Source organism: Actinomadura sp. ATCC 39365 (genome assembly GCF_054392275.1).
Window position 1 is genome coordinate 7,063,721 of the sequence record NZ_CP184335.1, and the last position, 24,134, is coordinate 7,087,854.

17 protein-coding genes and 1 pseudogene are annotated in these 24,134 nt (G+C 74.0%); 9 read left to right on the forward strand and 9 right to left on the reverse strand.

All coding sequences use genetic code 11. The features are described from left to right. Positions 1 to 156 precede the first annotated feature (156 nt). Together ACNF49_RS34520 and ACNF49_RS34525 are read left to right on the forward strand one after the other, a co-directional pair. Positions 157 to 1,548, forward strand: a complete 1,392-nt coding sequence (locus tag ACNF49_RS34520) for a tetratricopeptide repeat protein (protein ID WP_482940179.1) — start codon at positions 157 to 159, stop codon at positions 1,546 to 1,548. 109 nt (positions 1,549 to 1,657) lie between these two features. Beyond that, complete coding sequence (locus ACNF49_RS34525; RefSeq protein WP_482940180.1) at positions 1,658 to 2,482, forward strand: PIG-L family deacetylase; 825 nt, start codon at positions 1,658 to 1,660, stop codon at positions 2,480 to 2,482. 73 nt (positions 2,483 to 2,555) lie between these two features. Here ACNF49_RS34525 and ACNF49_RS34530 read toward each other — a convergent pair whose 3' ends face one another. The 3 genes from ACNF49_RS34530 to ACNF49_RS34540 all read right to left on the reverse strand — a co-directional run bounded on the left by ACNF49_RS34530 (position 2,556) and on the right by ACNF49_RS34540 (position 4,383). Continuing rightward, the gene (locus ACNF49_RS34530) at positions 2,556 to 2,783 is read right to left on the reverse strand and encodes an agmatine deiminase family protein (protein WP_482940181.1); all 228 of its coding nucleotides are present in this window, start codon (positions 2,781 to 2,783) and stop codon (positions 2,556 to 2,558) included. Positions 2,784 to 2,813: 30 nt separating this feature from the next. Beyond that, positions 2,814 to 3,578, reverse strand: coding sequence for a GNAT family N-acetyltransferase (locus ACNF49_RS34535; protein ID WP_482940182.1), 765 nt, complete (start codon positions 3,576 to 3,578; stop codon positions 2,814 to 2,816). A gap of 127 nt (positions 3,579 to 3,705) precedes the next feature. Next, the gene (locus ACNF49_RS34540; RefSeq protein WP_482940183.1) at positions 3,706 to 4,383 is read right to left on the reverse strand and encodes a hypothetical protein; all 678 of its coding nucleotides are present in this window, start codon (positions 4,381 to 4,383) and stop codon (positions 3,706 to 3,708) included. A 310-nt stretch (positions 4,384 to 4,693) separates the two neighbouring features. Here ACNF49_RS34540 and ACNF49_RS34545 point away from each other — a divergent pair, with 310 nt between their 5' ends. From ACNF49_RS34545 to ACNF49_RS34555, 3 genes are all read left to right on the forward strand, one after another. Continuing rightward, the gene (locus ACNF49_RS34545) at positions 4,694 to 5,008 is read left to right on the forward strand and encodes an ArsR/SmtB family transcription factor (RefSeq protein ID WP_357977010.1); all 315 of its coding nucleotides are present in this window, start codon (positions 4,694 to 4,696) and stop codon (positions 5,006 to 5,008) included. Further along, the gene (locus ACNF49_RS34550) at positions 5,005 to 5,580 is read left to right on the forward strand and encodes an SRPBCC family protein (RefSeq protein WP_482940184.1); all 576 of its coding nucleotides are present in this window, start codon (positions 5,005 to 5,007) and stop codon (positions 5,578 to 5,580) included. The genes ACNF49_RS34545 and ACNF49_RS34550 overlap by 4 nt, the downstream gene beginning before the upstream one ends. A 134-nt stretch (positions 5,581 to 5,714) precedes the next feature. Beyond that, positions 5,715 to 6,647, forward strand: a complete 933-nt coding sequence (locus tag ACNF49_RS34555; RefSeq protein WP_482940185.1) for a carbohydrate kinase family protein — start codon at positions 5,715 to 5,717, stop codon at positions 6,645 to 6,647. 78 nt (positions 6,648 to 6,725) lie between these two features. Here ACNF49_RS34555 and ACNF49_RS34560 read toward each other — a convergent pair whose 3' ends face one another. The 5 genes and pseudogenes from ACNF49_RS34560 to ACNF49_RS34580 form a co-directional block, all read right to left on the reverse strand. Then, a complete protein-coding gene (locus ACNF49_RS34560; RefSeq protein ID WP_482940186.1) occupies positions 6,726 to 9,308 on the reverse strand; it encodes a glycoside hydrolase family 2 protein in 2,583 nt (860 codons plus the stop codon). Positions 9,309 to 9,329: 21 nt separating this feature from the next. Continuing rightward, a complete protein-coding gene (locus ACNF49_RS34565) occupies positions 9,330 to 10,886 on the reverse strand; it encodes a beta-N-acetylhexosaminidase (protein WP_482940187.1) in 1,557 nt (518 codons plus the stop codon). A gap of 61 nt (positions 10,887 to 10,947) precedes the next feature. Next, positions 10,948 to 13,218 (reverse strand): annotated as a pseudogene (locus ACNF49_RS34570) (TIGR02680 family protein); the annotation flags it as partial. Positions 13,219 to 15,022: 1,804 nt separating this feature from the next. Then, the gene (locus tag ACNF49_RS34575) at positions 15,023 to 16,213 is read right to left on the reverse strand and encodes a TIGR02678 family protein (protein ID WP_482940188.1); all 1,191 of its coding nucleotides are present in this window, start codon (positions 16,211 to 16,213) and stop codon (positions 15,023 to 15,025) included. Beyond that, the gene (locus ACNF49_RS34580; protein ID WP_482940189.1) at positions 16,210 to 17,790 is read right to left on the reverse strand and encodes a TIGR02677 family protein; all 1,581 of its coding nucleotides are present in this window, start codon (positions 17,788 to 17,790) and stop codon (positions 16,210 to 16,212) included. Before ACNF49_RS34580 ends, ACNF49_RS34575 begins: the two co-directional genes overlap by 4 nt. A 179-nt stretch (positions 17,791 to 17,969) precedes the next feature. On the opposite strand from ACNF49_RS34580, the gene ACNF49_RS34585 reads away from it, so the two are divergent. Continuing rightward, on the forward strand, positions 17,970 to 18,389 hold the full coding sequence (locus tag ACNF49_RS34585; protein ID WP_357977030.1) for an SRPBCC family protein: 420 nt from the start codon (positions 17,970 to 17,972) through the stop codon (positions 18,387 to 18,389). 94 nt (positions 18,390 to 18,483) lie between these two features. Here ACNF49_RS34585 and ACNF49_RS34590 read toward each other — a convergent pair whose 3' ends face one another. Beyond that, positions 18,484 to 18,852 carry a hypothetical protein gene (locus tag ACNF49_RS34590; protein WP_482940190.1) on the reverse strand — a complete coding sequence of 123 codons (369 nt, stop codon included), beginning with the start codon at positions 18,850 to 18,852 and terminating at the stop codon, positions 18,484 to 18,486. Positions 18,853 to 18,979: 127 nt separating this feature from the next. Between ACNF49_RS34590 and ACNF49_RS34595 the strand changes: the two genes are divergently transcribed. The 3 genes from ACNF49_RS34595 to ACNF49_RS34605 all read left to right on the forward strand — a co-directional run bounded on the left by ACNF49_RS34595 (position 18,980) and on the right by ACNF49_RS34605 (position 24,127). Continuing rightward, the gene (locus tag ACNF49_RS34595; protein WP_482940191.1) at positions 18,980 to 20,383 is read left to right on the forward strand and encodes an alpha/beta hydrolase; all 1,404 of its coding nucleotides are present in this window, start codon (positions 18,980 to 18,982) and stop codon (positions 20,381 to 20,383) included. Between the two features lie 145 nt (positions 20,384 to 20,528). Next, positions 20,529 to 23,300, forward strand: a complete 2,772-nt coding sequence (locus ACNF49_RS34600; RefSeq protein WP_482940192.1) for a Na+/H+ antiporter subunit A — start codon at positions 20,529 to 20,531, stop codon at positions 23,298 to 23,300. Continuing rightward, a complete protein-coding gene (locus ACNF49_RS34605) occupies positions 23,297 to 24,127 on the forward strand; it encodes a Na(+)/H(+) antiporter subunit C (protein WP_482940193.1) in 831 nt (276 codons plus the stop codon). Before ACNF49_RS34600 ends, ACNF49_RS34605 begins: the two co-directional genes overlap by 4 nt. The last annotated feature ends 7 nt before the right edge of the window (positions 24,128 to 24,134 follow it).

Genomic DNA, 24,134 nt, shown 5'->3' on the forward strand with positions numbered 1-24,134 from the left:
TCACCGGGAGGCTTATTTGGTCACAAACATTACGTCTGACGACTTATCCGGACAAGGTTCTTCTTGGGTCGTACGGGACCGAATGAGCCTCGACGTCGGCGCTCGGGGCGCGCCGTCGCCCTGAGCCGCGACCGGTCGCGCGGTTACAGTGACCGGGTGACCACCGACCAGCACGGCCTGGCCATGTCCGGCGCGAGCGGCGCCGCCGCGCGCCACTACGACCAGGCGATCGACGAGCTGCTGCACTTCCGGGCCGAGGTCGACGCCGAGGCGGCCGCCGCGCTGGCCGACTCCCCCGGCTTCCCGATGGGCCACGTGCTGGCCGCCTACCTCGACCTGCTGACCACCGAGGCGGCCGGCGCCCGTGCCGCGCGGGCCCGGTTCGAGTCCTTCCGCCGCCAGGCCGACGAGTCGTCGCTGCTGCCGCGCGAGCGCGCCCACGTCGCGGCCGTCCGGGCGCTGCTCGACGGCGACCTGACCACCTGCGGCGCGCTGCTCGCCGAGATCTCCGTCGCCCACCCGCGTGACGCGCTGGCCCTGGCCGTCGGGCACCAGCTCGACTTCTTCACCGGCGACGCCCGCTCGCTGCGCGACCGGATCGGCGGCGCGCTCACCGCCTGGCACGAGGACGACCGGCACTTCGGCCACCTGCTCGGCATGTACGCCTTCGGCCTGGAGGAGGCCGGCCACTACGACCGCTCGGAGCAGGTCGGCCTGCGCGCAGTCGAGCTGAACCCGCGCGACGTGTGGGGCATCCACGCGGTCGTGCACACCTACGAGATGCAGGGCCGCTTCGGCGAGGGCGTGCGCTACCTCGACGCCCGCCTGGACGACTGGTCCACCGGCACGTTCTTCAACGTCCACACCTGGTGGCACTACGCCCTCTACGCCCTGGAGAGCGGCGACACGCGCCGGGCGCTGGAGGTGCACGACGCGGTGCTGGCCGGCGGGCGCACGTCCATGGAGCTGCTGGACGCCGCCGCGCTGCTCTGGCGGCTCCTGCTGGAGGGCTCCGGCCGGCACGAACGCTGGCAGGCCCTGGCCGACGCGTGGCCGCCGCTGGTGGCCGAGCCGTTCTACGCCTTCAACGACGTGCACGCGGTGATGTCGTACGTGGGGGCCGGCCGGTTCGAGGAGGCGGAGCGGCTGGTGGCCTCGCGGGAGGCGTACACGCGGGAGTCCCGTCCGGAGGTCACCAACGTCGCGATGACGCTGCGGGTGGGGTTGCCGGTGTGCCGGGCCCTGGTGGCGTACGGGCGGGGCGACTTCGCGGCGGTGGTCGACCTGCTGCACCCGATCAGGCACCGGGTCAACGAGCTCGGCGGCAGCCACGCACAGCGGGACGCCGTGCAGAAGACGCTGCTGGAGGCGGCGCTGCGGGACGGGCGGCACGAGCTGGCGCGGACGCTGGTGAGCGAGCGGATCAGCGTGCGGCCGTGCAGCCCGTTCAACTGGCTCAAGCAGGCGGCGGTGGCCGACGGGCTGGGCGACCGCGCGGCCGCCGCCGTCGCCCGCGGGAAGGCCACGACGTTGATCGCCGGCGCCTGACCCGCCGGTCGTTCCGCCCACCCGGCCGCTCCTCCGCGGTCGCCGCTCCTCCGCGGTCGCCGCGAACGCGCGGGCGGAAGTGTCGCACGCGCCGAGTAGGGTTCCCTTCATGGATCGGGAACTCACCTTGATGGTCGTCCACGCCCACCCCGACGACGAGTGCCTGAGCACCGGCGGCGTCCTCGCCCGCTACACCGACGAGGGCATCCGCACCGTGCTGGTCACCTGCACCAACGGCGAGCAGGGTGACGACACGGGCGGCGTCAAACCGGGCGAGGAGGGTCACGACGCCGCCGGGGTGGCCGAGCGGCGGCTGGCCGAGCTGCGCGAGTCCGTCGCGCACCTGGGCCTCGACCACCTGGAGCTGCTCGGCTACCGCGACTCCGGCATGGACGGCTGGGACACCAACCATCACCCCGACGCGTTCGCCAACGTGCCGGTCGAGGTGGCCGCCGCCAGGCTGGGCGAGCTGATGGAGCGCTACCGCCCGCAGGTGGTCATCACCTACGACGAGACCGGCGGCGGCGGTTACGGCCACCCCGACCACGTGCAGGCCCACCGCATCACGGTGGCCGCCGTCGAGGCGACCGGCATCCCCGACAAGTTCTACTACACGGCGATCCCCCGGGCGGCGATCAAGCGCATGTTCGAGCTGATGCGCGACAGCGGCGTCGACCTGGGTGGCTTCGAGCCGTCCGACGACTTCGGCACCCCCGACGAGCGGGTCACCGCCGTCGTCGACGTCACCCCCTACGTCGAGCGCAAGCTCAAGGCCCTCAAGGCCCACGAGAGCCAGGGCGAGAACATCTTCCTCCTCCGCATGCCCGACGAGGCCCAGCACCAGGCGTTCTCCCACGAGGCCTTCGAACGGAAGCTGAACAAGGTCAACGCCCCCGACCACGAGGAAGACCTCTTCACCGGCCTCCGCCCCTGACCCTCCCCCGCCACACCCCGCCTCCCTCCTCAGCCTGGCGCGGCAGCCGGCCCGACCGGGCCGGAGCGGAGGTTCAGTTCCTCTTGGGCATCTGCTGGGTGGCGCAGTGGATGCCGCCGCCGCCCTCGCCCAGGGTGTCGACGGACACCTGGACGATCTCGCGGCCCGGATAGAGGTCGCCGACGACGGCGGCGGCGTCCTTGTCGGCCTTCTTGTCGCCGAAGCGGGGCAGGATGACGCCGTCGTTGACCACGTAGTAGTTCACGTACGTGGCCAGGAAGCGTGCCGGGCCAGGGGACAACGACGAGTGGTTGTGATCAGTGCTCCGGGTTCAGGGGGTGACGGGATGTTCGGTGAAGTGGCCGCAGGGGCGGAAGCCCAGGCGGCGGTAGACGGGCTCTCCGTCGGCTGACGCCTGCAGGACCGCGATGCGATGGTCCCGGTCGTGGGCCGTGCGAAGTGCCGCGAGCGTGATGGCACCGCCGTAGCCCCGTCGGCGGTGGGCGGCCAGGGTGGAGATGTTGTAGATGCCGGCGACCCCCGCGTGCCGGAACACTTCAGCGGAACAGACCGGACGGCTGTCCACGTAGCCGACCAGATACCGGGCCGGACAGTGCGCGGCCAGTGCCCACGGGGCGGCCCGGGCGAAGAAGCTGCGGACGGTGTCAGCGGGCGGGTCCCAGTTCGCGGCGAGAACCGTGGCGTAATCGGCGAGCTGTCCGGGCGTGGCGACCCTCTTGATGTCCAGCCCTCGGACGGCGGGCGGCGGCGGGGTGCCGTCCAGCTCGGCCCACATCGCCGTCTCGCGTTCGGACGCCGGCAGACCGGCCGCCGTCAGGCGGGCACCGAGGTCCGGCGGGGTCGAGGCGGGCCCCACCCACCAGGAGAAACGGCGGCCGGTGCGCGCCAGCGTCCGAGCGGCCTCGCTGATCCGTGCCGTGGCGTCGGCGGCGGTGAAGCGGGCCGCGGCGACGATGTTGAAGGTGTCGTCGTCCAGGCCGCTGTCGGCGACCAGGAGGTCACCGGTCTCCGTGACGGTCGCGCCGTCCATGCTCCGGTGCAGGTGACAGGCGTGTTCGGCCAGGTTTCTTTCCATCCGGTCCAGCAAGTCGGCCGCAACGAGGAAATGATCATTCATAGGGATCGATTCCAGCATGACCGGGTGAGGATTGCCTGGATGTCGAGTCGTCCGTCGGTGGCGGATTCGACGTACGGGCCGGGGGCTAAAGGCCCGCGATGTCCATCGCCCGGTCGAGGTACATCTCGGTGCCTCCGGGCCAGAAGCGCTCGTAGAGGAGATACTCCAGCGGGTCCCGCCGCTCGTCCGTCAGGAATTCCCGGGCGGCACGGGGATGGTTGGACAGGGCGGCCATGACGGCCGCCATGGGGTCCCGTTCGTCCAGGGGAATGGCGCACATCGGCCGCGAGTCCGGGCGGAGGTTGCGCCAGTACGGGGACGCGGGAGGCTGGCTGCGTTCGTAGTCGTAGACCTTGAAGGCGAGGTCGCGCAGGAACACGTCGGCGAAACAGCCATATCGCAACAATTGCCCGAGCGCGAAACCGGTTTCCGGGTCGTCGAGGTTCTCGAGCAGGCGGTGGACGTAAGGGGTCGAGATCCTGGCGGCGTCGGGCGCGCGCGAAGCGGTGCCGAGCAGCGTGCTCAGCGCCCTGGCCAGCCTGTCGAGGCTGGTGGACTGGATGGCATGCGCGCGGCGCAGACCAGCCAGAAGGCTCTTGAGCTGGCGCGGCGGCATCACGGCGGCGAACGCCACGGCGAAGGCGGGGTCGTTTCGGCGCTTTTCGAGTTCGGCCAAATCGTGGGAATCGATGGCGCCCTTCTTCCCCTCCGCTCCGCAGAACGACTGGACGAAGGAATCGTAACCACAAGAAAGTTCGGACACCGCCGCCCCAATTTTCCCAATAAAGACGAAATATCGGGCAACCAATCTCCTCCACATGCCTCCTCTCGGGACAAATCGTTTCCCAGCGCCGCACATCACGAAGAGGTAACATTAGCGAGCCCTCGGACGGACACGAAAAAACCACACGCCCGACCGGAATCCCGGCCCCCGCAATCCCCGAGGCAGGGCCACCCTGAACGACCCGCCCCGCCGCCAGCCCCCGTCCAGGGCGGCTCACCGAGGGGACCGCCGGAAGGGGGTGCAGGGTGTATTCCTTGACAGGCATATACCCGACAGGGAATATGAAGGCATGTCCGTCGACGCGTTCTCCGTGCTCTCCGAGCCGACCCGGCGTCGGATCCTCGATCGGCTCCGGATGGCCGAGAGCAGTGTGAACGAGCTGGTCGAGGCGCTCGATGTCAGCCAGCCCACGGTGTCCAAGCAGCTGAAGGTGCTCAGGGAGGCCGGGTTCGTCACCTGCCGCACCGAGGCGCAGCGGCGGATCTACCGCCTCCACGCCGGCCCCTTCCAGGCGCTGGACGACTGGCTCCAGCCGTACCGGGCCCTGTGGGACACGCATCTCGACGCCCTTGAGCGCCATCTCGACAACCTGGAGCAGTCATGACCTCAGACGCGTACCGCCCGAGCCCGCCGGCCCAGGTCGGCAGCGAGGTGACGGAAGGCCGCTGGACCCTCGTCTTCGTCCGTGACCTGCGGCATCCACCGGAGAAGGTGTGGCGGGCGCTGACCGAGCCCGGACAGCTCGCGGCGTGGGCGCCGTACACCGCCGACCGTGACCTTTCCGCGGCCGGTGGCGCGACCCTCACGATGATCGACGACGAGAATCCTCAGGACCTGGCGGCCGAGGTCGTCCGCGTCCGGCCGCCGGAGCTGCTGGAGCACACGTTCGGCACCGACCTGCTGCGGTGGGAGCTGGCGGCGACCGGTGGCGGCACCCGTCTGACGCTGCGGCACACCGTCCTGGACCGCGACCTGCTGCCGAAGGCGGCGGCCGGCTGGCACATCTGCCTCGACGTGGCCGAGCGGCTGCTCGAAGGGCGGCCGATCCCGCCGATCCGGGGTGCGGCGGCGGTCGACTTCGGCTGGCCGGAGCTGAACGACCGGTACGCCCGGGAACTCGACGTCCCGAACACCGGCCTGCCCGGCCACCTGAAGGACGGGAACCGGACCTCCTGACGAGCCGCGCACCACACCCGGCCCCGATATGGGCAGGGAAGGCGGATGGGCTGCGATGATGAGCTCCCATCCGGAGACGTCGATGCCGCCCGGGGCGTACGGCATCGGCGGCGCGCGCCAGGAAGGCAGGCTCGATGATCGCTGTTCTGGGCGAGTGCGTCGCCGACGGCTTCACCACCGCGGCGGGTGGCGCGGGGCGGGGCGAGCTCGGGTTGCGGGTGCTGCCGGGCGGCGGGCCGGCCAACACGGCGGTGGCGCTGGCCAGGCTCGGCACACCGGCCCGTTTCCTCGGCCGCATCTCCGGCGACGTGTTCGGAGCGCTGTTCCGTGAACGCCTGGCGTCCTCGGGCGTGGACCTGTCGGCGGCCGTCGAGGCCGCGGAGCCGAGCACACTCTCGGTCGCCGCGCTCGACGGCGGCGGCCAGGCCGCCTACACCTTCTACGCGGGCGGCACCGCCGACTGGCAGTGGCGCCCGGACGAGCTGGCCCCGGCCCGGCTCGGACCGGCCGCCTGCCTGCACACCGGGTCGCTGGCACTGGTCAGGGAGCCGGGCCGGGCGGCGGTCGAGGAGTTCGCGCGCGAGGCCGCCGCGCGGGCCACGGTCTCGGTCGACCCCAACGTGCGCCCCACCCTCGCCGCCCGCGAGGACTACCGGGTCGAGCGCTGGTGCCGGTGGGCCGACCTGCTCAAGCTCAGCGAGGACGACCTGCGCTTCCTGATGCCCGGCGCGTCGGCGGAACGGGCCTGCGACACCTGGCACGCCGCCGGGGCCCGGCTCGTCGTGGTGACCCGCGGGGCGGCGGGCGCGCTGGTGTCCCTCGACGGCGAACGGGCGGAGGTGCGGGCGCCGGAGGTCGACGTCGTCGACACGGTCGGCGCCGGCGACTCCTTCACCGCCGGGCTCCTGCACGACCTGGGCGCGCGCGGCCTGCTCGGCGGCCGGCTCGACGGCCTCGACCTGGACACCGCCGTGGCCGCCGCGTCGTTCGCGGCCCGGGTGTCGGCGCTGACCTGCTCGGTGGCGGGCGCGAACCCACCCTGGGCCGACGCGCTGGCCACCCCCTGACCGGCACCCGGGCGGGACCCCGGCGAGCGGCCGGGGTCCCGCCCGGGGCGGCGGGTCTCTCGTGGTCGGGAAGGCGGGTCAGGTGAGGGGGATGGTCGTGGTGGGGACGTTGTAGCCGCGGACGCGGAGTGCCGGCTGGTGGCCGCCGAGGTCGGTCGTGCGGTACGTGGCCGTGATCGTCGTGGTCTCCCCCGGCCACAGCGTGACGTAGTTGTCGGTGTAGGTCACGGGTACGACCTCGCGCCCGTCCGCGATCACCTCCGGGCGCAGGAGGAAGGCCAGGCCGGAGGGGTTGCGCAGGGTGATCGTGACGGTCTCGGTCCCGGCGGAGACGGCGCGGACGCCGGTGGCGGCCACGTCGGCGGTGGGCAGGGCGTTCAGGCCGGTGAGGTCGGCGTAGGTCTTCGGCGTGGTGCGGTACCAGTTGCTCTTGTTGCCGAGCGTGTCGGGCGCGGTGGAGTACCAGTAGACGTTGTCGCTGACCTTCGCGCCGGCGGCGTCCTTGAGCTGGAGCCTGATGAGGTACGTCCGCGACAGCCCGGTGACCGCCGGGACCGTCAGCACCTGGACGCCGGCGTTGGCCGTGGCGGTGACCGGGGCCGAGGCGGTGTACTTCTGGGCCAGGTCCGGCAGGTTGTGCACGGACACCGTGGCCGTGAGCCCCGAGCGCGTGGTGAGGGTCGAGTTGACCACGTGGACGGCCCGGGTCAGGTAGTCGTAGGCGATGTGCACGGGTTCGGTGGCCTTCTTGGTGCCGAAGTAGCCGCCGCCGGGCTTGAGGTAGTAGTCGTAGAGGTTCCAGTGGACCGACGGCCAGGCGTTGTTCAGCATCCAGAAGACCGAGCCGAACGAGCGCACGTGCTGCCTGGCGCTCCACGCCTCGAAGAAGGCGCGGGCGTTCTCGTAGTTCTGCGCCTCGGACTTGCGGGACTGGTCGGCGGCGGAGACGGGCGTGCCGTAGCGCTTGGCCAGGCCGGTGCTGTAGGGGGCGATGGTGTCGAACACGCTGCCCGGCTTGCCGGCGTGGTAGTTGTACGCCGTGCCGATGGGCCAGACGTCGGCGGGCGCGAGGAAGCGTTGCAGCGTCTCCAGGGGCGGCGGCGACTCGGTGCCCTCCTCCCCCGTGCTGCCGTACGCGCCGCCGCTCCTGCTCTCGTCCCACCACAGCACCGGGGGCTCCCACACGTACGGGCCGTCCATCTTCATGCCGGCGTCGGCGTTGGACCAGGTGGCGACGTTGTCCAGGGTGGGGTTCTGCCAGTGCAGTGCGGCGGCCACGCTCTTGTACGCGGCCAGGTGCGCGGCCGTCGGCGGCTGGTCGCTGCCGTAGGTCCACAGGAACACCGAGGCGTGGTGGCGCAGTGAGCGGAGCTGGCTGTCCAGCGACGCGCGGGCGACCTGTTCCTGCTCGGCGGTCCAGGCGCTGTCGTCCTCCCAGGCGCTGCAGCAGACGAAGCCCGGCATGACCAGGATGCCCGCCTTGTCGGCCATGTCGTACAGCTCCTCGTTGCCGAGGGTGCCCTCCAGCCTGATGGTGTTCAGGCCCATGTCCTTGACGTAGGCGATGTGGGCGGCGTTCGTCCTGGTGTCCCAGCGCTGCATCAGGTCCCACACGTACCCGCCGCCGCGCAGCAGGATCGGCCGGCCGTTGATCTTGTATCCGGCGAACGAGGTGCCGTTGACGGTGGTGCGGTAGTCGGTGACCTGGCGGATGCCGAAGTCGATGGTCTTGCTGTCGGAGGCGCCCGCGCCGACCGTCAGGCGGTACAGCTCGGGGCTGCCGAACTGGTACGGCCACCACAGCACCGGATCGCTCACGTGCAGGGGCGCGAAGGCGACCTCCTTGCGCTCGCGGGCGGCCAGCGTGACGGTCTGGGAGAAGGTGAGGTCGGGCCGGCCCGCCTTGGTGATCGTGCCGCTGACCGTGGTGGTGACGGGGGCGTTCGTCGCGTTGACGGCGTCCACGTAGACGGTCAGGTCGGCGGCGGCGCCGGACAGGGTGGTCCGCACGTACGGGTCGCGCAGGGCCACCGGGCCCGTGGTGTCCAGCAGGGTCGTGTTCCAGATGCCCGCGTTCATGTCGGGGGCCTCGGGGTTCCAGTCGACCGTGCAGGTGGACAGGTCCTTGCAGTCGTGGCGCGGCGGGGTGACCCGGACGGCCAGCGCGTTGACCGCGCCGGGCCGGATCGCGGCGGTGGCGTCGTACTCGTGGCCGACGAACGTGCCCACGGCCGCGGCGTCGAGCTGCACGCCGTTCAGCCAGATCTGGGCGCGGTAGCTGAGGCCCTTGAAGCGCAGCCAGTACACCTGGCCGGGGGCCGTGGCCGGGGCGGTGAACTCGCCGCGGAACCACCAGTCCTGGGTGGTCAGGTCGGGCACGTTCTTGAGGTTCTGGCCGAAGTAGACGTCCTGGTAGACGCCGTTCGCGACCAGCCCGGCCAGGACGGTCGAGGGCAGGGTGACCGGGTTCCAGCCGGTGGTGGCGTACCCGGGCGTGGAGATCGCCGCGCCGGTGTCGGCGAGGCCGGTGGCCGGGCGCAGCGCCCAGCCCGAGGCCAGCTCGGTCGAACCGGCCGCCGCGACGGCGCTGCCGGCGCTCACCACCCCCGAGGCGAGCAGCAGGACGAGCACGGCCAGGACGCATCTGATCGATCGGGACATGCGCAGCTCCTGAGTGGGCTCCTAAGAACCGGAGGGCCAGGCGATCTGGGTGGAGCGGTAGTAGGCGATCCCCATGACGCGCCAGCGCGGGCCCTGCGCGCCCAGCCGCTGCCGGAACACGGTCCAGTCGTGCGTGGCGGAAGGGGACCAGCCCAGTTCGGCGAGCGCGGGCAGGCGGGGGAAGGCCATGTACTCGAGGTCGGCCGACGTCCTGAGCGTCTCGGTCCACAGCGGCGCCTCGACGCCGAGCACCTGCTCGGGCGGGAGCCTTCTGAGGTAGGCGCCGGGATCCCAGCCGTAGGCGTCCTTGACCTCGATGGTGCCCGCCCAGGTCTGGCCGAGCGGGGTGCGCCGGTTGTACTTCATGTCCAGGTACGCGCGGCTCGCCGGGGACATGACGACCTTCCGGCCCGCCGTCGACACCGCCGTCTCCGTGGGGTCGCTGCCCCAGTACTGGACGACCGTGGCGGGCAGCGGGGTGGCGTTGACGAGGTCGTGCCAGCCGATCACCGTCTTGCCGTGGGCGGCCACGATGCCCTGCGCCCGGTCGACGAACGTCCGGTAGTCGGCCGGCGTCGTGGAGGACGCCTCGTCCCCGCCGATGTGCAGGTAAGGGCCGGGGGTGAGCGCGGCCAGCTCGCCGATCACCTGGTCGACGAAGGTGTAGGTGATCTCCTTGGACGTGCACAGCGAGCTGAACCCGACGTCCGTGCCGGTGTAGCGCGGCGGGGCGACGCCGTCGCAGGTGAGCTCGCCATAGGAGGCGAGGGCGGCGTTGGTGTGCCCCGGCATGTCGATTTCCGGAACTACGGTGATATTTCGTGCGGCGGCGTAGGCGACGATCTCCTGGTACTGGGCCTTGGTGTAGAAGCCGCCGGGATCGCCGCCGACCGCGGTGCCGCCGCCGTAGGAGGCCAGCCGGGGCCAGGAGTCGATCGCGATGCGCCAGCCCTGGTCGTCGGACAGGTGCAGGTGCAGGCGGTTGATCTTGTAGAGCGCGATCTGGTCGAGGTACCGCTCGACCGCGTCCACCGGGAAGAAGTGCCTGGCCACGTCGAGCATCGCGCCCCGGTACGGATAACGCGGCCGGTCCACGACCCGTCCGCCGGGCACCGGCCAGGGACCCGGCTGCACCGTGCCGGCCTCGGCCGCGTACGGGAGCAGCTGCCGGAGCGTCTGCACGCCGTTGAACAGCCCGGCGGCCCCGTTGGCCAGCACGACGATCCCGGTGGCGGTCACGTCGAGCTGGTACGCCTCCTCCCCGCCGGCCACCGTGCCCAGCCGCAGCGTGATCCCGTCCGCCGGTGGGGCCGTCACGATCGGGACCGGGTAGCCGGTCGAGCGGCGCAACCGCTGCGCGAGCTGCTCGCCCACCTCGGGCGCGTCGGAGTACAGGGCCGTCGCGGCGGTGATCCGGTACGTCACCCCCGCCGCCGGGACCGCGCTCACCGGAGCGGGCACGATCGCCCCGAAGGCGACGGCGGCCGCCGCCGTGGCGCTCGGTGCGACGGGCACGGATGCGGAAACCGACATGGCGAGCAGGGTCGTCAGCACGACCGCAGCGGTGCGGATCTTCATGACCGCCTCCCGAGGGTTGCCCCCACCATACGGACGCGATCGCTGGTGGTAAAGAACCTTTCTAATCAAGGGTCTCGGTGGCGACGGTCCGGTAGCCGTTCCACACGAAGCGGGCCGTGGTCACCGCGTCGTCGCCGTCGCCGGTGATGAGCTGGTGGATGGCGATGCCGTCCAGCTCGCGGTATTCGCACCACTCGTGGTCGGAGGTGAGCACGAGGTCGAGCCCGAGGTTCACCAGCAGGTCGAAGACCTGGCCGCGGTTGGCCCGGTCGACGCCCACGAACACCTCGTCCAGCAGGATGAACCGGGGGCAGCCGGGGTCGGTGCGGTAGTGGGCGGCCACGGCGGCGAACAGCGGCAGGTGCAGGGCGATGGCCTTCTCCCCGCCGGACAGGGCGCCGTGCAGCTTCCTGGTCAGGTCCTGCCAGCCCTGGCCGTCGCCGCGGTCGAGGCGGACCACGAACCGGTGCCAGGACGTGTAGTCGAGCACCCTCATGAGCTGGTCCTCCCAGCCGGCGGAGGAGTTGTCGGCGCGCGCCTCCTCGACGCGGTCCCGGAAGAAGGCGTACAGGGCCTCGCGGTCGGCCTCGCTCAGCCCGGCCGGGTCGCGCAGCAGCAGCTCGCGGGCCGCGCGGGTGGCCGGGGACTGGGTGGGATCGACCTGCCACACCAGGCGCACCGCGACCCCCGAGGCCGTGCGGACGCGTTCGAGCCGCTGGTTCATGCCCTCCACCAGCGCGGCGGCCTGGCGGATGCGGTCGGCCAGGTGCCGCCGCGTGTCACCGGCGAGCGTGCGGTCGAACAGGTCGCGCTCGGCCTCGGTGATGTCGCCGCGCCGCTCGTCGCGCTCGCCGCGCAGCGCCCTGCCCAGCGCCGCCGCGCCCGCCCGCACGCCGCCGGCGGTGGCGGTCAGCACCTGGACGTCCTCGTCGGGGGCCAGCTCCAGCTCGGCCCGGCCGGCCAGGACCTCCCTGGCGTGGTGGAAGGCGTCCCGCAGGCGGGCCTCGGCCTCCCTGACGGTCCGCTGCTCGTGCGGCACCGCCGCGAGCCGCCCGGCCACGTCCCCGGCCGCCTCCAGCACCGCCCGCACCCCGGCGTCGGGGGCGAGCCCGGCCGGCACGCCGGCGTCGGCGGCCAGGTGGCCGGCCAGCAGGCGGCGCAGGCGTTCGCAGACCGCCTCGCGGACGCGACCGGCCTCGGCGTGCTTCTCCTCGGCCCGGCCCAGCTCGCCCCTGAGCCGTCCGAGGCGGGCGTTGAGCCGGGCCGTGTCGTCGTGGATCGTCCGGATCAGGCGGCGGCAGCCCTGGTGGGCGGTCTGGGCGTCCTGGAGCCGGCCGAGCAGGTCGGGGTCCTCGCCGCCGGCCGCGGGCTCGACGGCGGCCAGCTTCTCGGCCAGCACGACGGCCGCGTCGGCCGCCTCCTCGGCCCGTTCCATCGCGCGTACGGCCAGGTCCTGGTACTCGCGGGCGGTCTCGGCCGCCTGGCCGGCGCGGTCCCTGGCCGCGCGGGCGTCGCCGCGCCGGTCGTGCCAGACGGCGCCGGTGGTCTCGGCGGCGCGCAGGGCGGCCTCCAGCCGGTCGAGCGCGGGCCGGGCGGCGGGCAGCGCGTGCCGGGCGGCCAGCTCCGTGAGCCGGCGCAGCGACCTGCCCACCTCCTTCTCGCACTCGTGCAGGCGCTGCTCGTGCGCGCGCAGCTGGTCCTCCAGCAGGGCGACCTTGCCCACGGCCGCGTCCAGGGCCCGCGCGGCCCCGTCGTACGGCCTCCTGTCGGGCCGCCGCCGCAGCTCGGCCGCCAGCGTGTCGCGGTCGCCGGCCAGCACCCTGAACAGGTGGTCGCACTCGGCGATCGTGCCGGCCAGGTCGGAGAGCCGGTCGTCCAGCTCGGCGACGCGGCGGCGCAGGGCGCGCTCGCGGGCGGCGTCGCCGATGTAGGAGGGCTCCGGCTTGACCCAGCGCCCGGCGGCCGGGCCGAGCCGCCAGGTGCCGTCGGCGCCGACGGCCGCCGGATGGTCGAGGCCGAGCGCCGTGGGGGCGAAGGCGACGCCCGCGAGCACCCGCTCGGCCGAGACGGGCGCGCCCGGCTGGGCGGACAGCACGGCGGCCAGGCTGTGGCCGGGCGCGGGCCGGGCCAGGGCGGAGGCGGCGAAGGCGTCGTGCTCGCCGGGGTCCATGCCGCCGTCGGGCAGCAGCCACAGGTCGAGCAGGCCCGAGGCTTCGAGCGCCGCCTCGACGCCCGCCTGGGTGACCGGGTCGACGCCGGAGCGGAAGGCGAGCGCCCGCCACAGCGGCATGCCGGGCCGTCCGGACCTGGAGGCGGGGCGGGCGGGCGAGGGGGCGGCTCCAGGGCGGTCCGGTCGGCCAGGCGTTCGCGTTCGCGGGCCAGTTCGGCGCGCTCGGCGTGCAGCCGGTCACGCAGGCCGGTCAGGTGGTGCTCGCGGGCGGCCAGCCGGACCGCGGCCGCCGTGCGCGCCGCGCCGACCAGCTCGTCGGCCTGGTCGGACCGGTCGGCGAGGCCCGCCAGCTCCTCGGGGTCGAGCCGGAGGTGGACGCAGCCGCGGGCCCACTCCTCCAGGGCGGCGGCCAGGTCGTGGGCGCGCTCGTCGCGGGTCGCGCCGGCCTGGTCGTGGGCGGCGGTCGCGGCCGTCAGGTCGTCGCGGACCCGGTCGCGGTCGTGCTCGGCGGTGGTGCGGCGGCCGATCGCCTCCTCGTGCTCGACGGCCGCCGCCGCGACCTCGCGGATCTGGCCGGCGCGGCTGGTGACGGCGGCGCGCAGCAGCTCGCGGGCGCGGCGCACGGACTCCTCGCCGTCGTCGCCCCGCTCCCCCTCGCCGGGGGCGCCCCCGGACTGCGCGCTCGCGGGCTCGGGGACCGGGCGTTCGCACTCCAGGTGGACCGAGAGCAGCCCGGCGCGCTCGGCGGCCCGGCGGGCCTCGGCGCGGGCGCGGTCGGCCAGGCCGGTGGCGGCTCGGGCGACGGCCGCCGCGCGCAGCGACAGCTCCTGCCTGGCCGACGCGCTGCGGGCCGCCGCCCCGGCCTGGTCGCGCAGCCGGGCCGCCGACTCGTGCGCCTCGCCCGCCTGCGTGCGCAGCCGGTGCAGGTCACGCCCGGACCGGTACGCCTCGCTCTCCTTCAGCCCGTCGATCTGCGCGGCCAGGGCCAGCTCCTGCGCCTCCTCCTCCGACAGCCGGACGGCCGCGGCGGCCAGCTCGCCGTCGGCCTGCTTGAGCGCCTCCCGTCCGGCCTTGACCTCGGCGGCGAGGGCGTCGACGGCCTGCCCGGCGGACAGGGCCGCGGCGGCGGCCGCGCGCAGCACCTTCTGGGCATAGCCGCGCTGGACGTCGGCCAGCCGGTCGGCCTCCTGCACGTCGCGGTCGAGCAGGCGCAGCTCCTCGCGCCGCCGGTCGAGCCGCTCGAACCCGTCGGCGATCTCGTGGATCTCGCCCTCGCCGAGCGGCGGCAGGGCGCTGGACAGCAGGTCGGACAGCAGGCCGGGGTCGAGGCGTTCGGACAGTTTGGGGGTGCGGAGCTGGCGCAGCGCGGTGAGCAGGCAGTCGTAGCGCTGCTCGTTGAGCGCGGTGTAGAGGGTGCGGCGGACGACGGCGCGGTAGGCGTCGGCGGACTCGTGGACCGTGCCGGCCTCGCCCAGCTCGTCGGCGAGCTGGGCCCTGGTCAGCGGCTGGCCGCCGTCGCCGGTGAGCCGGACGCCGCCGGGCAGGCCGACGCGGGAGCCGGTGGTGAAGTAGGCGGCGGTGACGTTCTTGGTGTGGGCGGTGGCCTGGAGGCGGGCGCCGCAGGTGAACCAGCGGCCGTCGGCGTGCTGGAACTCCAGCCAGACGTAGCCCACGCGGGTGACGCCGCTCGCGCCCTCGCCCATGAGGTTCCAGTGCATGGTCCGCTCGGTGCCGCCGAACGTGGACAGCCTGCTGGGTTTGAGGCTGGCGTCCAGCACGTACGGCAGCAGCAGTTCGAGCACCTTGGACTTGCCGCTGCCGTTGGGCCCGCGCAGCAGCAGCCTGCCCCGGTGGAACTCGAACACCTCGTCGTGGTAGCGCCACACGTTGAGGATCCCGGCGCGTACGGGGATCCAGCGCCGGTCCATGCCCGGGGCGGTGCGGGCGGGCGTGAGCTCGGTGACGGTCATGCGTCCTCCGTGTCGGCCGGGCCGCGATCGACCCGGTAGCGGGCTCCGGCGGGCAGGGCGGCCACCCGGTCGCCGGTACGGCGGGCCAGCCCGAACATGGCGAGCACCGCCAGCGCGTCGGCCGCGAGGCGAGGCGCGCCGCCGTCCGACTGGTAGGCCCTGGCCCACTGGGGGAAGCGCCGCAGCAGCTCGGCGGCCTCCTCGTCGAGGCGTCCCGCGGGCAGCGGACCGGCGGTGACCAGCAGGTCGAGCAGGAGCAGGGCGGCGACCTTGGCGTGGCCGCCGTCGTCGGGGAACCTCGTGTCGGTGGCGGTGGCCTCGGTGTCGACGAGCAGGAGGCCCTCGGCGCGTTCCTCCAGCACGAACCCGGCCTCCTCGGCGGCCCTGCGGATCATCCGGCGGCCGGTGAGCGAGGCGGCGTAGGCGGCCTGGGCGGGGGTCAGCTCGTCGCGGTAGACGACGGGCTCGTCGAGCAGGCGGCGGATGACGGAGTGGCGGGCCCACAGGGCGCGCTGGGTCTCCGTGGGTTCGTCGCCGCCGTAACGGGCCTCGACGGTGAGCGCTGCGGGGGTGCCGGCCGCGCCGGGCAGGCGGGAGGGCGGGACGGGGGCGGCCAGCAGCCTGATCACGCGGGTGGTGTCCACGCGGTAGAGCACCTTGGCCTCCTCGTCGCCGAGGTAGGCGTCGGTCGTGCCGTCGGTGGCGGTGATCGCGCCGTGCCGTTCGAGCAGCTTGAGCGCGTCGACGAAGGCGGCCCGCTCGTCGGCGCCGACCGGGTCGAAGGGCGGCACGCCGGGCTCGACCGCCGCCGCCCGCGTCACCCGTCCGGCCAGCATGCCGATCGTGGTGACCGGCGCGGCGAGCAGTTCGGCCGCGCACAGGCACAGCAGCGTGTAGCGGCGTCGGTCGAACGGCGGGCCGCCGGCGCGACGCCGGGCCGGGCGGGTGGCCGTCGGCCGCGACCCGACCTTGACCAGGCGGGCGTAGCCCTCGCGGGGCTCCACGACCAGCCGCCAGCCGCAGAAGTAGTCGAACCACCGGGTCAGCGGCTCCCGCCGTTTCCTGATCACCGCGAAGGCGGCGGGCTCGTCGTCCGCCGCCAGGAAGGGCCGGGCGAGGAGGGTCCTGATCGCGCGGGCGATCTCCTCCTTCTCCGCCCTGACGAGCTGGTTGGCCAGGCTGCTCATGCCCCTTCGGCCCTCCCGTGGTCGCGGGCGCCCGGGGAGCGCACGTCGAGCAGGTAGTCGGGGCCGCGGAACCAGCCCTCGGACGTGCGCAGCACCGCGACCGCGCCGTCGCCGGGGGCCCGCAGCACGACCTCGACCCGGCCGTCGGAGGTGACGGCCCGGCGCAGGCCGGTGGCGTCGGGACGGGCGGCCAGGGCCCGGCCCAGCAGGTCGAGCAGCCGGCCGAGGGTGTCGTGGTCGAGCGCGCCGAGCTGGGACAGCCGGACCGAGCCGGTGGTGGCCAGCGCCTGCCAGGCGGCCTCCAGCCCGGCGTGCTCCTTCTCGGCTCGGGCGCGGCGCTCGGCGCGCAGCGCGGCCACGTCGCGCACCCGCCCGGTGCGGCCCATGCGCTCGGTCCTGCCCCGCGAGCGCAGCAGCGCCGAGACCGCCACCGGCCCGGCCTCCGCCCAGGGCGTCCCGGCCGGGACGAGTTCGGCGTCGGCGTGCCCGAGGTGGGCGTGCCGGGCGGGGCCGAGGCCGAAGGCGGCGTCCCAGAGCCGGTGGGCGTCGTCCTCGCCCGGCGCGGTGGCGAACCAGCGGGCCAGCGCGCGGAAGTCGGCGGCGGCGCTGGAGGCGGGACGGCGGGCGGCGGTGACGCGGTCGAGCAGCCCGAGCAGGGTGACGATGGCCTCGCCGGCGACCTCGTGCAGCCGCCGCAACCGGGGCCCGGCACCGCCGCTCTCGGCGCCTTCGCCGCCGGTGCCGCCGTCGAGGTCGGGGTCGAACCACTGGCGCAGCTCGGCCCAGGCGGCGGCGCGGGCGGCCAGCCACGGCGTGGCCAGGTCGGTCCCGGGGATCCGGGGCAGGTCGGCGCCGGCCAGGGCGCGGGTGTGCAGCACGCCGACGCCCCGCCCGGCCACGCCGCGCAGCGCCCGCGCCGCCGTCTCGCCGCGCTGCTCCAGCCCGGTCACGAACTCCTGGAGGTAGGCCACGGTGGCCGCCTCGGCCTCGTGGAACGTGCCAACGCCGGCGCCGTCGGCGCGCAGCAGCCGCCGCAGCTCGCCGTTGAGCCGCACGGTGTCGCGGCGCAGCCCGTCGAGGTGGCACTCCAGCTCCCGCAGGCAGGTGAACACCCGCCGGTCGCGGCCGGGGTCGGGGTCGGCCAGCAGCGCCTCCAGCTCCTCCAGCCGGTCGGCGAGGGCGTCGAGCACGGCGGTGTGGAACGCGCCCGCCGCGGCCAGCGTCTCCGACGCCCGCCGCAGCCCGGTGTGGGCGGCCTCGCCCTCGGCGGTCAGGGCGTAGCGCAGGTTCCTGCGTTCGTACTCCTCGGCGGTCGCGAAGCCGGCGGCGTGGTCGAAGACGACCTCGACCAGCCGCCAGCCGGCGAGCTGCCGCAGCGCGCCGGTGAGGTCGTGGTCGCCGACGGGGGCGTACCAGCCGCGGGCGCGCAGCCGGTCGCGGACCTCGTCGCCGGTCAGCGCGGGCTCCAGGCGCTCGGCGGCGGCGCCGAGGACGTCGAGGAGGGCCGTGTGCAGATCCGCCCGCTCAGTGGTGGCGAACCGGAACATCTCCGGCGGCACTCGTGGCAGCTCCGCCATCGCGCCGTTCTCCCCTCTCGCCGCGGTTTCACCGGAGCCACCGTAGCCGGAGAGACGGGCACCGCGGGGGCCGGTTTGCGAGCAGATGCCACGGGTATGGTCGCCGCGTTCGGCTGCCGGTGGCAGGCGGCGCGGTCCGCGCCCGGTACGGCGGCATTCGGGGAAGACGGGGGCCTGTGATGGCGGAGATCGAGGCGACGCGCGGGATGCCGGCCGACAGCATGATCGTGTTCGGGGTGGCGTCCGACGTCGAGCTGATGGACCGGTGGCTGCCGCAGGGGTTGTGGGTCGGCGACGGCGGGGCGGGCACCGTCGAGGCGGGCGGCGAGCTGGTGCCCGGCAGCGGGCGGCACGAGGGGCTGTTCCGCGTCCGGGAGGAGCAGCTCCGGGTGGAGTGGGGCGGCCGCGACCACCCCGACTACGCGGGCTGGCTGCAGGTGTCCGACTCGGCGGCCGGCACGAGCGAGGTGACGGTCCACCTGTCGCTGCTCGACGAGCCGGCCTCCAGCGCCAGGGCCGACGAGGTGCGCGAGCTGCTCGACCGCTCCCTCGACCGGCTGGCCGACGAGGTCACCCGCCGCGTCTCCGAGGGCGGCTGAACGGCGGGCTTCCCCGGGCGCGGCCGGACGGCGGGCTCCTTGCGAGGGCGGCCGGCTCCGGCGGGCGGGCGGGGGCGGGCCCGCCCGCCGGGGTTCAGGCGTCCTCGCGGTCCGGGTTCTCCAGCCGGAAGAAGTTGCTCTGCTTGCCGTCCTTCTTGTGCTCCTGGTAGATGAAGTTCAGCTTCCGCTGGTCGAAGGTCTCGAACCACTCCTCCCAGGTGATCTCCGCCAGGTCGCCCCCGCCGTAGCCGGGGAAGTCGAAGCGGAGCACGCCGGCCCTGCCCTGGTGCTCGGTGCCGGGCACGGTCGCGGGCTTGGCGCCGCGTTCCTGCGCCCATTCCTGGATCACGTCGTGGTCGGTGGTGATGAGACTGCGGCCGGGCCGCTCCTCGTGCTCGTCGGTCGAGGTGACGTGCTGCTCGTACTTGTGCTCGCCCTCGACGGGACGGTTCTGCTGCGACATGACGGCCTGTTCCCCCTGGTAATCGTGCGGATGACCTGCTCGATACCCAGCCCGGCGCGCTTCTTGCAAATGATCTGTGCCACCACGCTTAAAGGGGCTCGCAAGCTATCCCCTTCAACTTTTGATTATGCGACGTTTAATCACGATTCTTTCCCCCGTACTCGCAGGTCTGATCGCCGCGGCCGGCCTGTCCGGCGCCGCGGACGCGGCCACGAACGGCGGGCTCAACGCCTATTACGGTCAGCGCCTGGCCTGGTCGGGGTGCGGCAGCGGGTTCCAGTGCGCGAAATTGGCGGTCCCCCTCGACTATGCCAGGCCCGGCGGCCGGCGGATCAGGATCGCCATGGTCCGGCTGCCCGCGACCGGCCGGAGGATCGGCTCGATCGTGCTGAACTTCGGCGGTCCCGGCGGCGCCGGCGCGACCATCTTGAAGGCCGACAAGACCGTCATGTCGGCCGCCGTCCGGCAGCACTTCGACGTGGTCGGCTTCGACCCGCGCGGCGTGGGCGCCTCCGCCCCCGTGCGCTGCCTGTCGCCCCTCGGCCTGGACGCCTACTTCGCCGCCGACCCCACCCCCGACAACGCGGCCGAGGTCAAGCGGGCCAAGGCGTGGATGAAGATCTTCGCCCAGGGCTGCGCGACCAACTCCGGCAAGCAGCTGCTCGCGCACGTCGGCACCGGCGAGGTCGCCCGCGACCTGGACGTGATGCGGGCCGCCCTGGGCGACGCCCGCCTGACCTACTTCGGCTTCTCCTACGGCACCTACCTGGGCGCCCGCTACGCCGACCTGTTCCCCACCCGGATCCGCGCCATGGTGCTCGACGGCGCCGAGGACCCCGGCCAGACGCTCGCCGAGTTCGGCGCGGCGCAGGAGCGGGGGTTCCGGCTGGCGCGCGAGTCGTTCCTGCGCGACTGCTTCCGGGCCAGGGACTGCCCGTTCCCCCGCCACACCGTCGCCGCGGCGACCAGGCGGCTGGAGGCGCTCTACAAGCGGGCCGACCGGGCACCGCTGCGCAACGACGGCGACAGCAGGCAGGTCAACGAGGCCATCCTGCGCTCGGGCGTCAACCAGGCCATGTACGCCAAGGACAGCTGGCCCTACCTGCGCCAGGCGCTCACCCTCGCCTTCAGGGGCGACGGCACGGCCATGCTCGCCCTGGCCGACGTCAACCACGGACGCCGTCCCGACGGCAGCTACGACAACAGCAGCGAGGCGCTGACCGCCGTCAACTGCCTGGACCATCCCGAGCAGCGCTGCGCGTACTGGCCGGTCAAGGGCGAGAGGTTCACCAGGAAGGTGCGCGCCCACGGGTCGCCGCCGATCGTGGTGGTGGGCACGACGCGTGACCCGGCCACGCCGTACGAGCTGGCCAGGCGGCTGGCCGGGCAGCTGGAGCACGGCGTGCTGCTGACCCACGACGGCGACGGGCACACGGCGTACAAGGGGAGCTCGTCCTGCCTGGACCGGCAGATCGACCGGTACGTGATCACGGCTCGCGCGCCGCGCCCGGGAGCCTGCGCGAAGGTCTGACGGCGTCGGCCTGGTCCCCCACCCGCTCATGGGCGGGTGAGGGACTGGTGACGTTCGGGTCAACCCTGGCCGCGCCTGCGCGGCGGGCACGACCGGGCGGGAGAGATTGGGCGGACGTAGCCGGAAATTCCCGCCCGAGGAGCCCATGGAGTCGCTGCTGGTCCTGCACGCGCTCGCGGCGGTCTGCGCTCCCTGGCTGGCCCGGCGCATGGGACGGGCCTCCTTCCTGCTGCTGGCCGTGGCGCCCGGCGCCGGTTTCGCGTACACGGTGTGGCTCGGGGTGCGGGGGCTGCCGGCGCGGGAGGACACCCGCTGGGCGCCCGCGCTCGGGCTGGAGCTGTCCTTCCGGGCCGACCCGCTGACCCTGCTGATGATGGCGCTGGTCACCGGCGTGGGCGTGCTGGTCCTGGTCTACAGCGTGCGCTACTTCCCGGCCGGCGACGAAGGGCTGGGCCGCTACGGCGGCGCGATGACCGCCTTCGCCGGGTCGATGCTGGGGCTGGTCACCGCCGACAACCTGCTCCTGCTGTACGTCTTCTGGGAGCTGACCACCGTCTTCTCCTACCTGCTGATCGGCTACCACCCGGAGAGCCGGGCGAGCCGGCGGGCCGCGATGAAGGCGCTGACGGTGACCACGCTGGGCGGGCTGGCGATGCTGGCCGGGTTCGTGGTGGTCGGGCAGGCGGCGGGCACGTACGCGCTGTCGGGGGTCGTCGCCCGGCCGCCGCAGGCGGGCCCGCTGGCCGCCGGGCTGGTGCTGGTGCTGGCCGGGGCGCTGGCGAAGTCGGCGATCTTCCCGTTCAGCACGTGGTTGCCGGCCGCGATGGCGGCGCCGACGCCGGTGTCGGCGTACCTGCACGCGGCGGCCATGGTCAAGGCCGGGGTGTACCTGGTGGCCAGGCTCGGGCCGGCGTTCGGGGACGTGCCGGTGTGGCGGGCGGTCGCGGTGCCGCTCGGGGTGCTGACCATGCTGCTGGGCGGCTGGCGGGCGCTGCGCGAGACGGACCTGAAGCGGCTGCTGGCCTACGGCACGGTCAGCCAGCTCGGTTTCCTGATCACGCTGTTCGGCTCGGGCACCCGGGGCGCGGCGCTGGCCGGGGTGGGCATGCTGGCCGCGCACGCGCTGTTCAAGGCCGCGCTGTTCCTGGTCGTGGGCGTCGTCGACCATGCCACCGGCACCCGTGAGCTGCGCGAGCTGAGCGGGGTGGGCCGGTCGATGCCGTGGGTGTGCGCGGCCGCGGTGCTGGCGGGGGCGTCGATGGCGGGGCTGCCGCCGTTCGCGGGGTTCGCCGGCAAGGAGGCGGCGCTGGAGGCGCTGCTGGACCGGCCGCTCGTGCTGGCGGGGGTGGTGGCGGGGTCGGCGCTGACTGCGGCGTACACGCTGCGGTTCCTGTGGGGCGCCTTCGCCGCCAAGCCGGGCGTGCCGGCCACGCCGGCGCACCGGACGGCGGCGGCCATGTTCGCGCCCGCCGCGCTGCTGGCCGTGCTCGGCCTGGCGCTGGCGCCCTTCGCCTCCTGGTACGGCGGCGCGATGTCGGGCTACACCGGCACCTTCCGCGACCCGGGCCATGCCACGCACCTGGCGATCTGGGCCGGCCTGTCCCCCGCGCTGCTGCTGTCGGCCGTGGCGCTGGCGGCCGGGGTGCTGCTGTTCCTGGCCAGGGAACCGGTGGCCAGGGCGGGCGCGGCGCTGCACGTGCTGGACTCGACGCAGATCTTCTGGTCGCTCGTCCGCCGCCTGGACCGGTTCGCCGTCCAGGCCACCGGCTTCGTCCAGCGCGGTTCGCTGCCCGACTACCTGCTGCTCACGCTGGCCGCCACGACCGGCGTCGGCGTGTTCGCCGTCGCCTACGGCGGCGTGCCGCACCTGGACGTGCCGGTCGTCGCCTGGGAACGCGTGGAGCAGCCGGTGCTGGCGGTCCTGATCACCGCGGCGGCGGCGCTGGCGCTGTTCGCCCGCGCCTACATCCTGCTGGCCGTGGTCGTCGGCGTCATCGGGTACGGCACCGCGCTGCTGTTCCTCGCGCACGGCTCGCCCGACCTGGCGCTGACCCAGTTCCTCGCCGAGACGCTGGCCCTGGTGGTGTTCGCCCTGGTGCTGCGGCGGCTGCCGGTGACCCCGGTCAGGCCCCGGCTGTCGCGCCTGTTCCGGTTCGGGCTCGGGCTGGCCGTGGGGGTGGTGGTGACCGGGGCGGGCCTGCTGGCCACCAGCGCGCGGAGCACGTGGGCCGTCGGGTCGATGATGCCCGCCGCGGCGCGCGAGGCCGGGGCGCGCAACATCGTCAGCGCCATCATCCTGGACATCCGGGCCTGGGACACGATGGGCGAGAGCACCGTGCTGGTCGTGCTGACGCTGGGCGTGACGAGCCTGGTGTTCCTGCGGCGCAGGACGTACGAGATCGAGCGGGACGACCGCGGCCGGGTGCCCGCCGAGCGCACGCACTGGTTGTCCTCGACGCTGCCGCGCGGCCAGCGGGCCGTGGCCTTCGAGGTGGCGGCCCGGCTGACCTTCCACACGGTGCTCGTGCTCTCGGTGTTCCTGCTGTTCGTCGGGCACAGCGGGGTCGGCGGCGGGTTCGCCGGCGGCATCGTGGCCGGGCTGGCGATCACCGTCCGCTACCTGGCCGGCGGCCGGTACGAGCTGGCCGCGGCGGTCCCGGTGCACGCCGGCGTGCTGATGGGCGTCGGGCTGACCCTGTCGACCGGCACGGCGCTGGCCGGGCTGCTGTTCGGGCGGGCGGCGCTGGACATGCTGGCGGCCGATGTGCACCTGCCGCTGGTCGGCAGCCTGCACGTGTCCACCGGCCTGCTGTTCGACCTCGGCGTGTACGTCTCGGTCACCGGCATGGTCCAGGACGTGCTGCGCGGCCTCGGCGCCGAACTGGACCGGCAGATCGAGGCGGAGGAGAGCTCGTGACGATCTCCCTGGCGCCGCTCGTGTGCTGCTGCGTGATGATCACGACCGGCGTGACGCTGCTGCTGGAGCGGAGCCTGGTACGGGTGCTGGCCGGGGTCGTCGTGCTGGGCAACGGCGTGAACCTGCTGATCGTCACCGCGGGCGGGAACGCCGGCGGGCCGCCCATCCTGGGCGGCACGCCGGTGGCGGACATGGCCGATCCGCTGCCGCAGGCGATGGTGCTCACCGCCATCGTGATCACCCTGGGCGTGACGGCGTTCGTGCTGGCCATGGTGCACCGCTCGTGGCAGCTCACCGGCAGCGACGAGGTCCAGGACGACACCGAGGACCGGCGGGTGCGGCTGCGGGCCCGGCGCGGCGAGCTGAGCCACGCCCTGCGCACCCGGCAGGACGCCTACCGGCGGCTGGTCGTGGAGCAGCGGGCGGAGCTGGCCCGGCTGGAGGCCGAGCAGGCCGAGCGGGAGCGGCTGCAGGAGGACGACCTGGAACGGCGGATCGCCCGCGTGCACACCGAGCTGGAGGAGTGGATGCGCACCCGGATGGCCGAAGGGTTGTCGGAGGAGGAGCTGCAACGCGGCTTCGAGGAGGCCGGGCAGCGGGACCGGCCGGGCGAGGAGGCCACGGCCGGCGACAACGCCGAGCGCATCGACGAGCTGCGCCGCGAGCACACCCGGCGGCGGGCCGAGCAGGCGTCCGGCGAGAAGGAGCTGCGCCGGCGGATCAAGGCCAGGCAGCGCGACGCCCGCAGGCAGATGCGCTCGGCCATCCGCGAGGAGCGGGCCCGCCAGGCGCTCGCCAACGACCCCGAACTGGAGGGCGACGACTAGTGGCAGG

What these genes read in the sequence shown, in the direction of transcription:
- ACNF49_RS34525 (WP_482940180.1), top strand. Translation starts at nt 1,658, where the DNA reads ATGGATCGGGAACTCACCTTGATGGTCGTCCACGCCCACCCCGACGAC.
- ACNF49_RS34535 (WP_482940182.1), bottom strand. Translation starts at nt 3,578, where the DNA reads ATGGAAAGAAACCTGGCCGAACACGCCTGTCACCTGCACCGGAGCATG.
- ACNF49_RS34545 (WP_357977010.1), top strand. Translation starts at nt 4,694, where the DNA reads ATGTCCGTCGACGCGTTCTCCGTGCTCTCCGAGCCGACCCGGCGTCGG.
- ACNF49_RS34550 (WP_482940184.1), top strand. Translation starts at nt 5,005, where the DNA reads ATGACCTCAGACGCGTACCGCCCGAGCCCGCCGGCCCAGGTCGGCAGC.
- ACNF49_RS34555 (WP_482940185.1), top strand. Translation starts at nt 5,715, where the DNA reads ATGATCGCTGTTCTGGGCGAGTGCGTCGCCGACGGCTTCACCACCGCG.
- ACNF49_RS34560 (WP_482940186.1), bottom strand. Translation starts at nt 9,308, where the DNA reads ATGTCCCGATCGATCAGATGCGTCCTGGCCGTGCTCGTCCTGCTGCTC.
- ACNF49_RS34565 (WP_482940187.1), bottom strand. Translation starts at nt 10,886, where the DNA reads ATGAAGATCCGCACCGCTGCGGTCGTGCTGACGACCCTGCTCGCCATG.
- ACNF49_RS34575 (WP_482940188.1), bottom strand. Translation starts at nt 16,213, where the DNA reads ATGAGCAGCCTGGCCAACCAGCTCGTCAGGGCGGAGAAGGAGGAGATC.
- ACNF49_RS34580 (WP_482940189.1), bottom strand. Translation starts at nt 17,790, where the DNA reads ATGGCGGAGCTGCCACGAGTGCCGCCGGAGATGTTCCGGTTCGCCACC.
- ACNF49_RS34585 (WP_357977030.1), top strand. Translation starts at nt 17,970, where the DNA reads ATGGCGGAGATCGAGGCGACGCGCGGGATGCCGGCCGACAGCATGATC.
- ACNF49_RS34590 (WP_482940190.1), bottom strand. Translation starts at nt 18,852, where the DNA reads ATGTCGCAGCAGAACCGTCCCGTCGAGGGCGAGCACAAGTACGAGCAG.
- ACNF49_RS34595 (WP_482940191.1), top strand. Translation starts at nt 18,980, where the DNA reads ATGCGACGTTTAATCACGATTCTTTCCCCCGTACTCGCAGGTCTGATC.
- ACNF49_RS34600 (WP_482940192.1), top strand. Translation starts at nt 20,529, where the DNA reads ATGGAGTCGCTGCTGGTCCTGCACGCGCTCGCGGCGGTCTGCGCTCCC.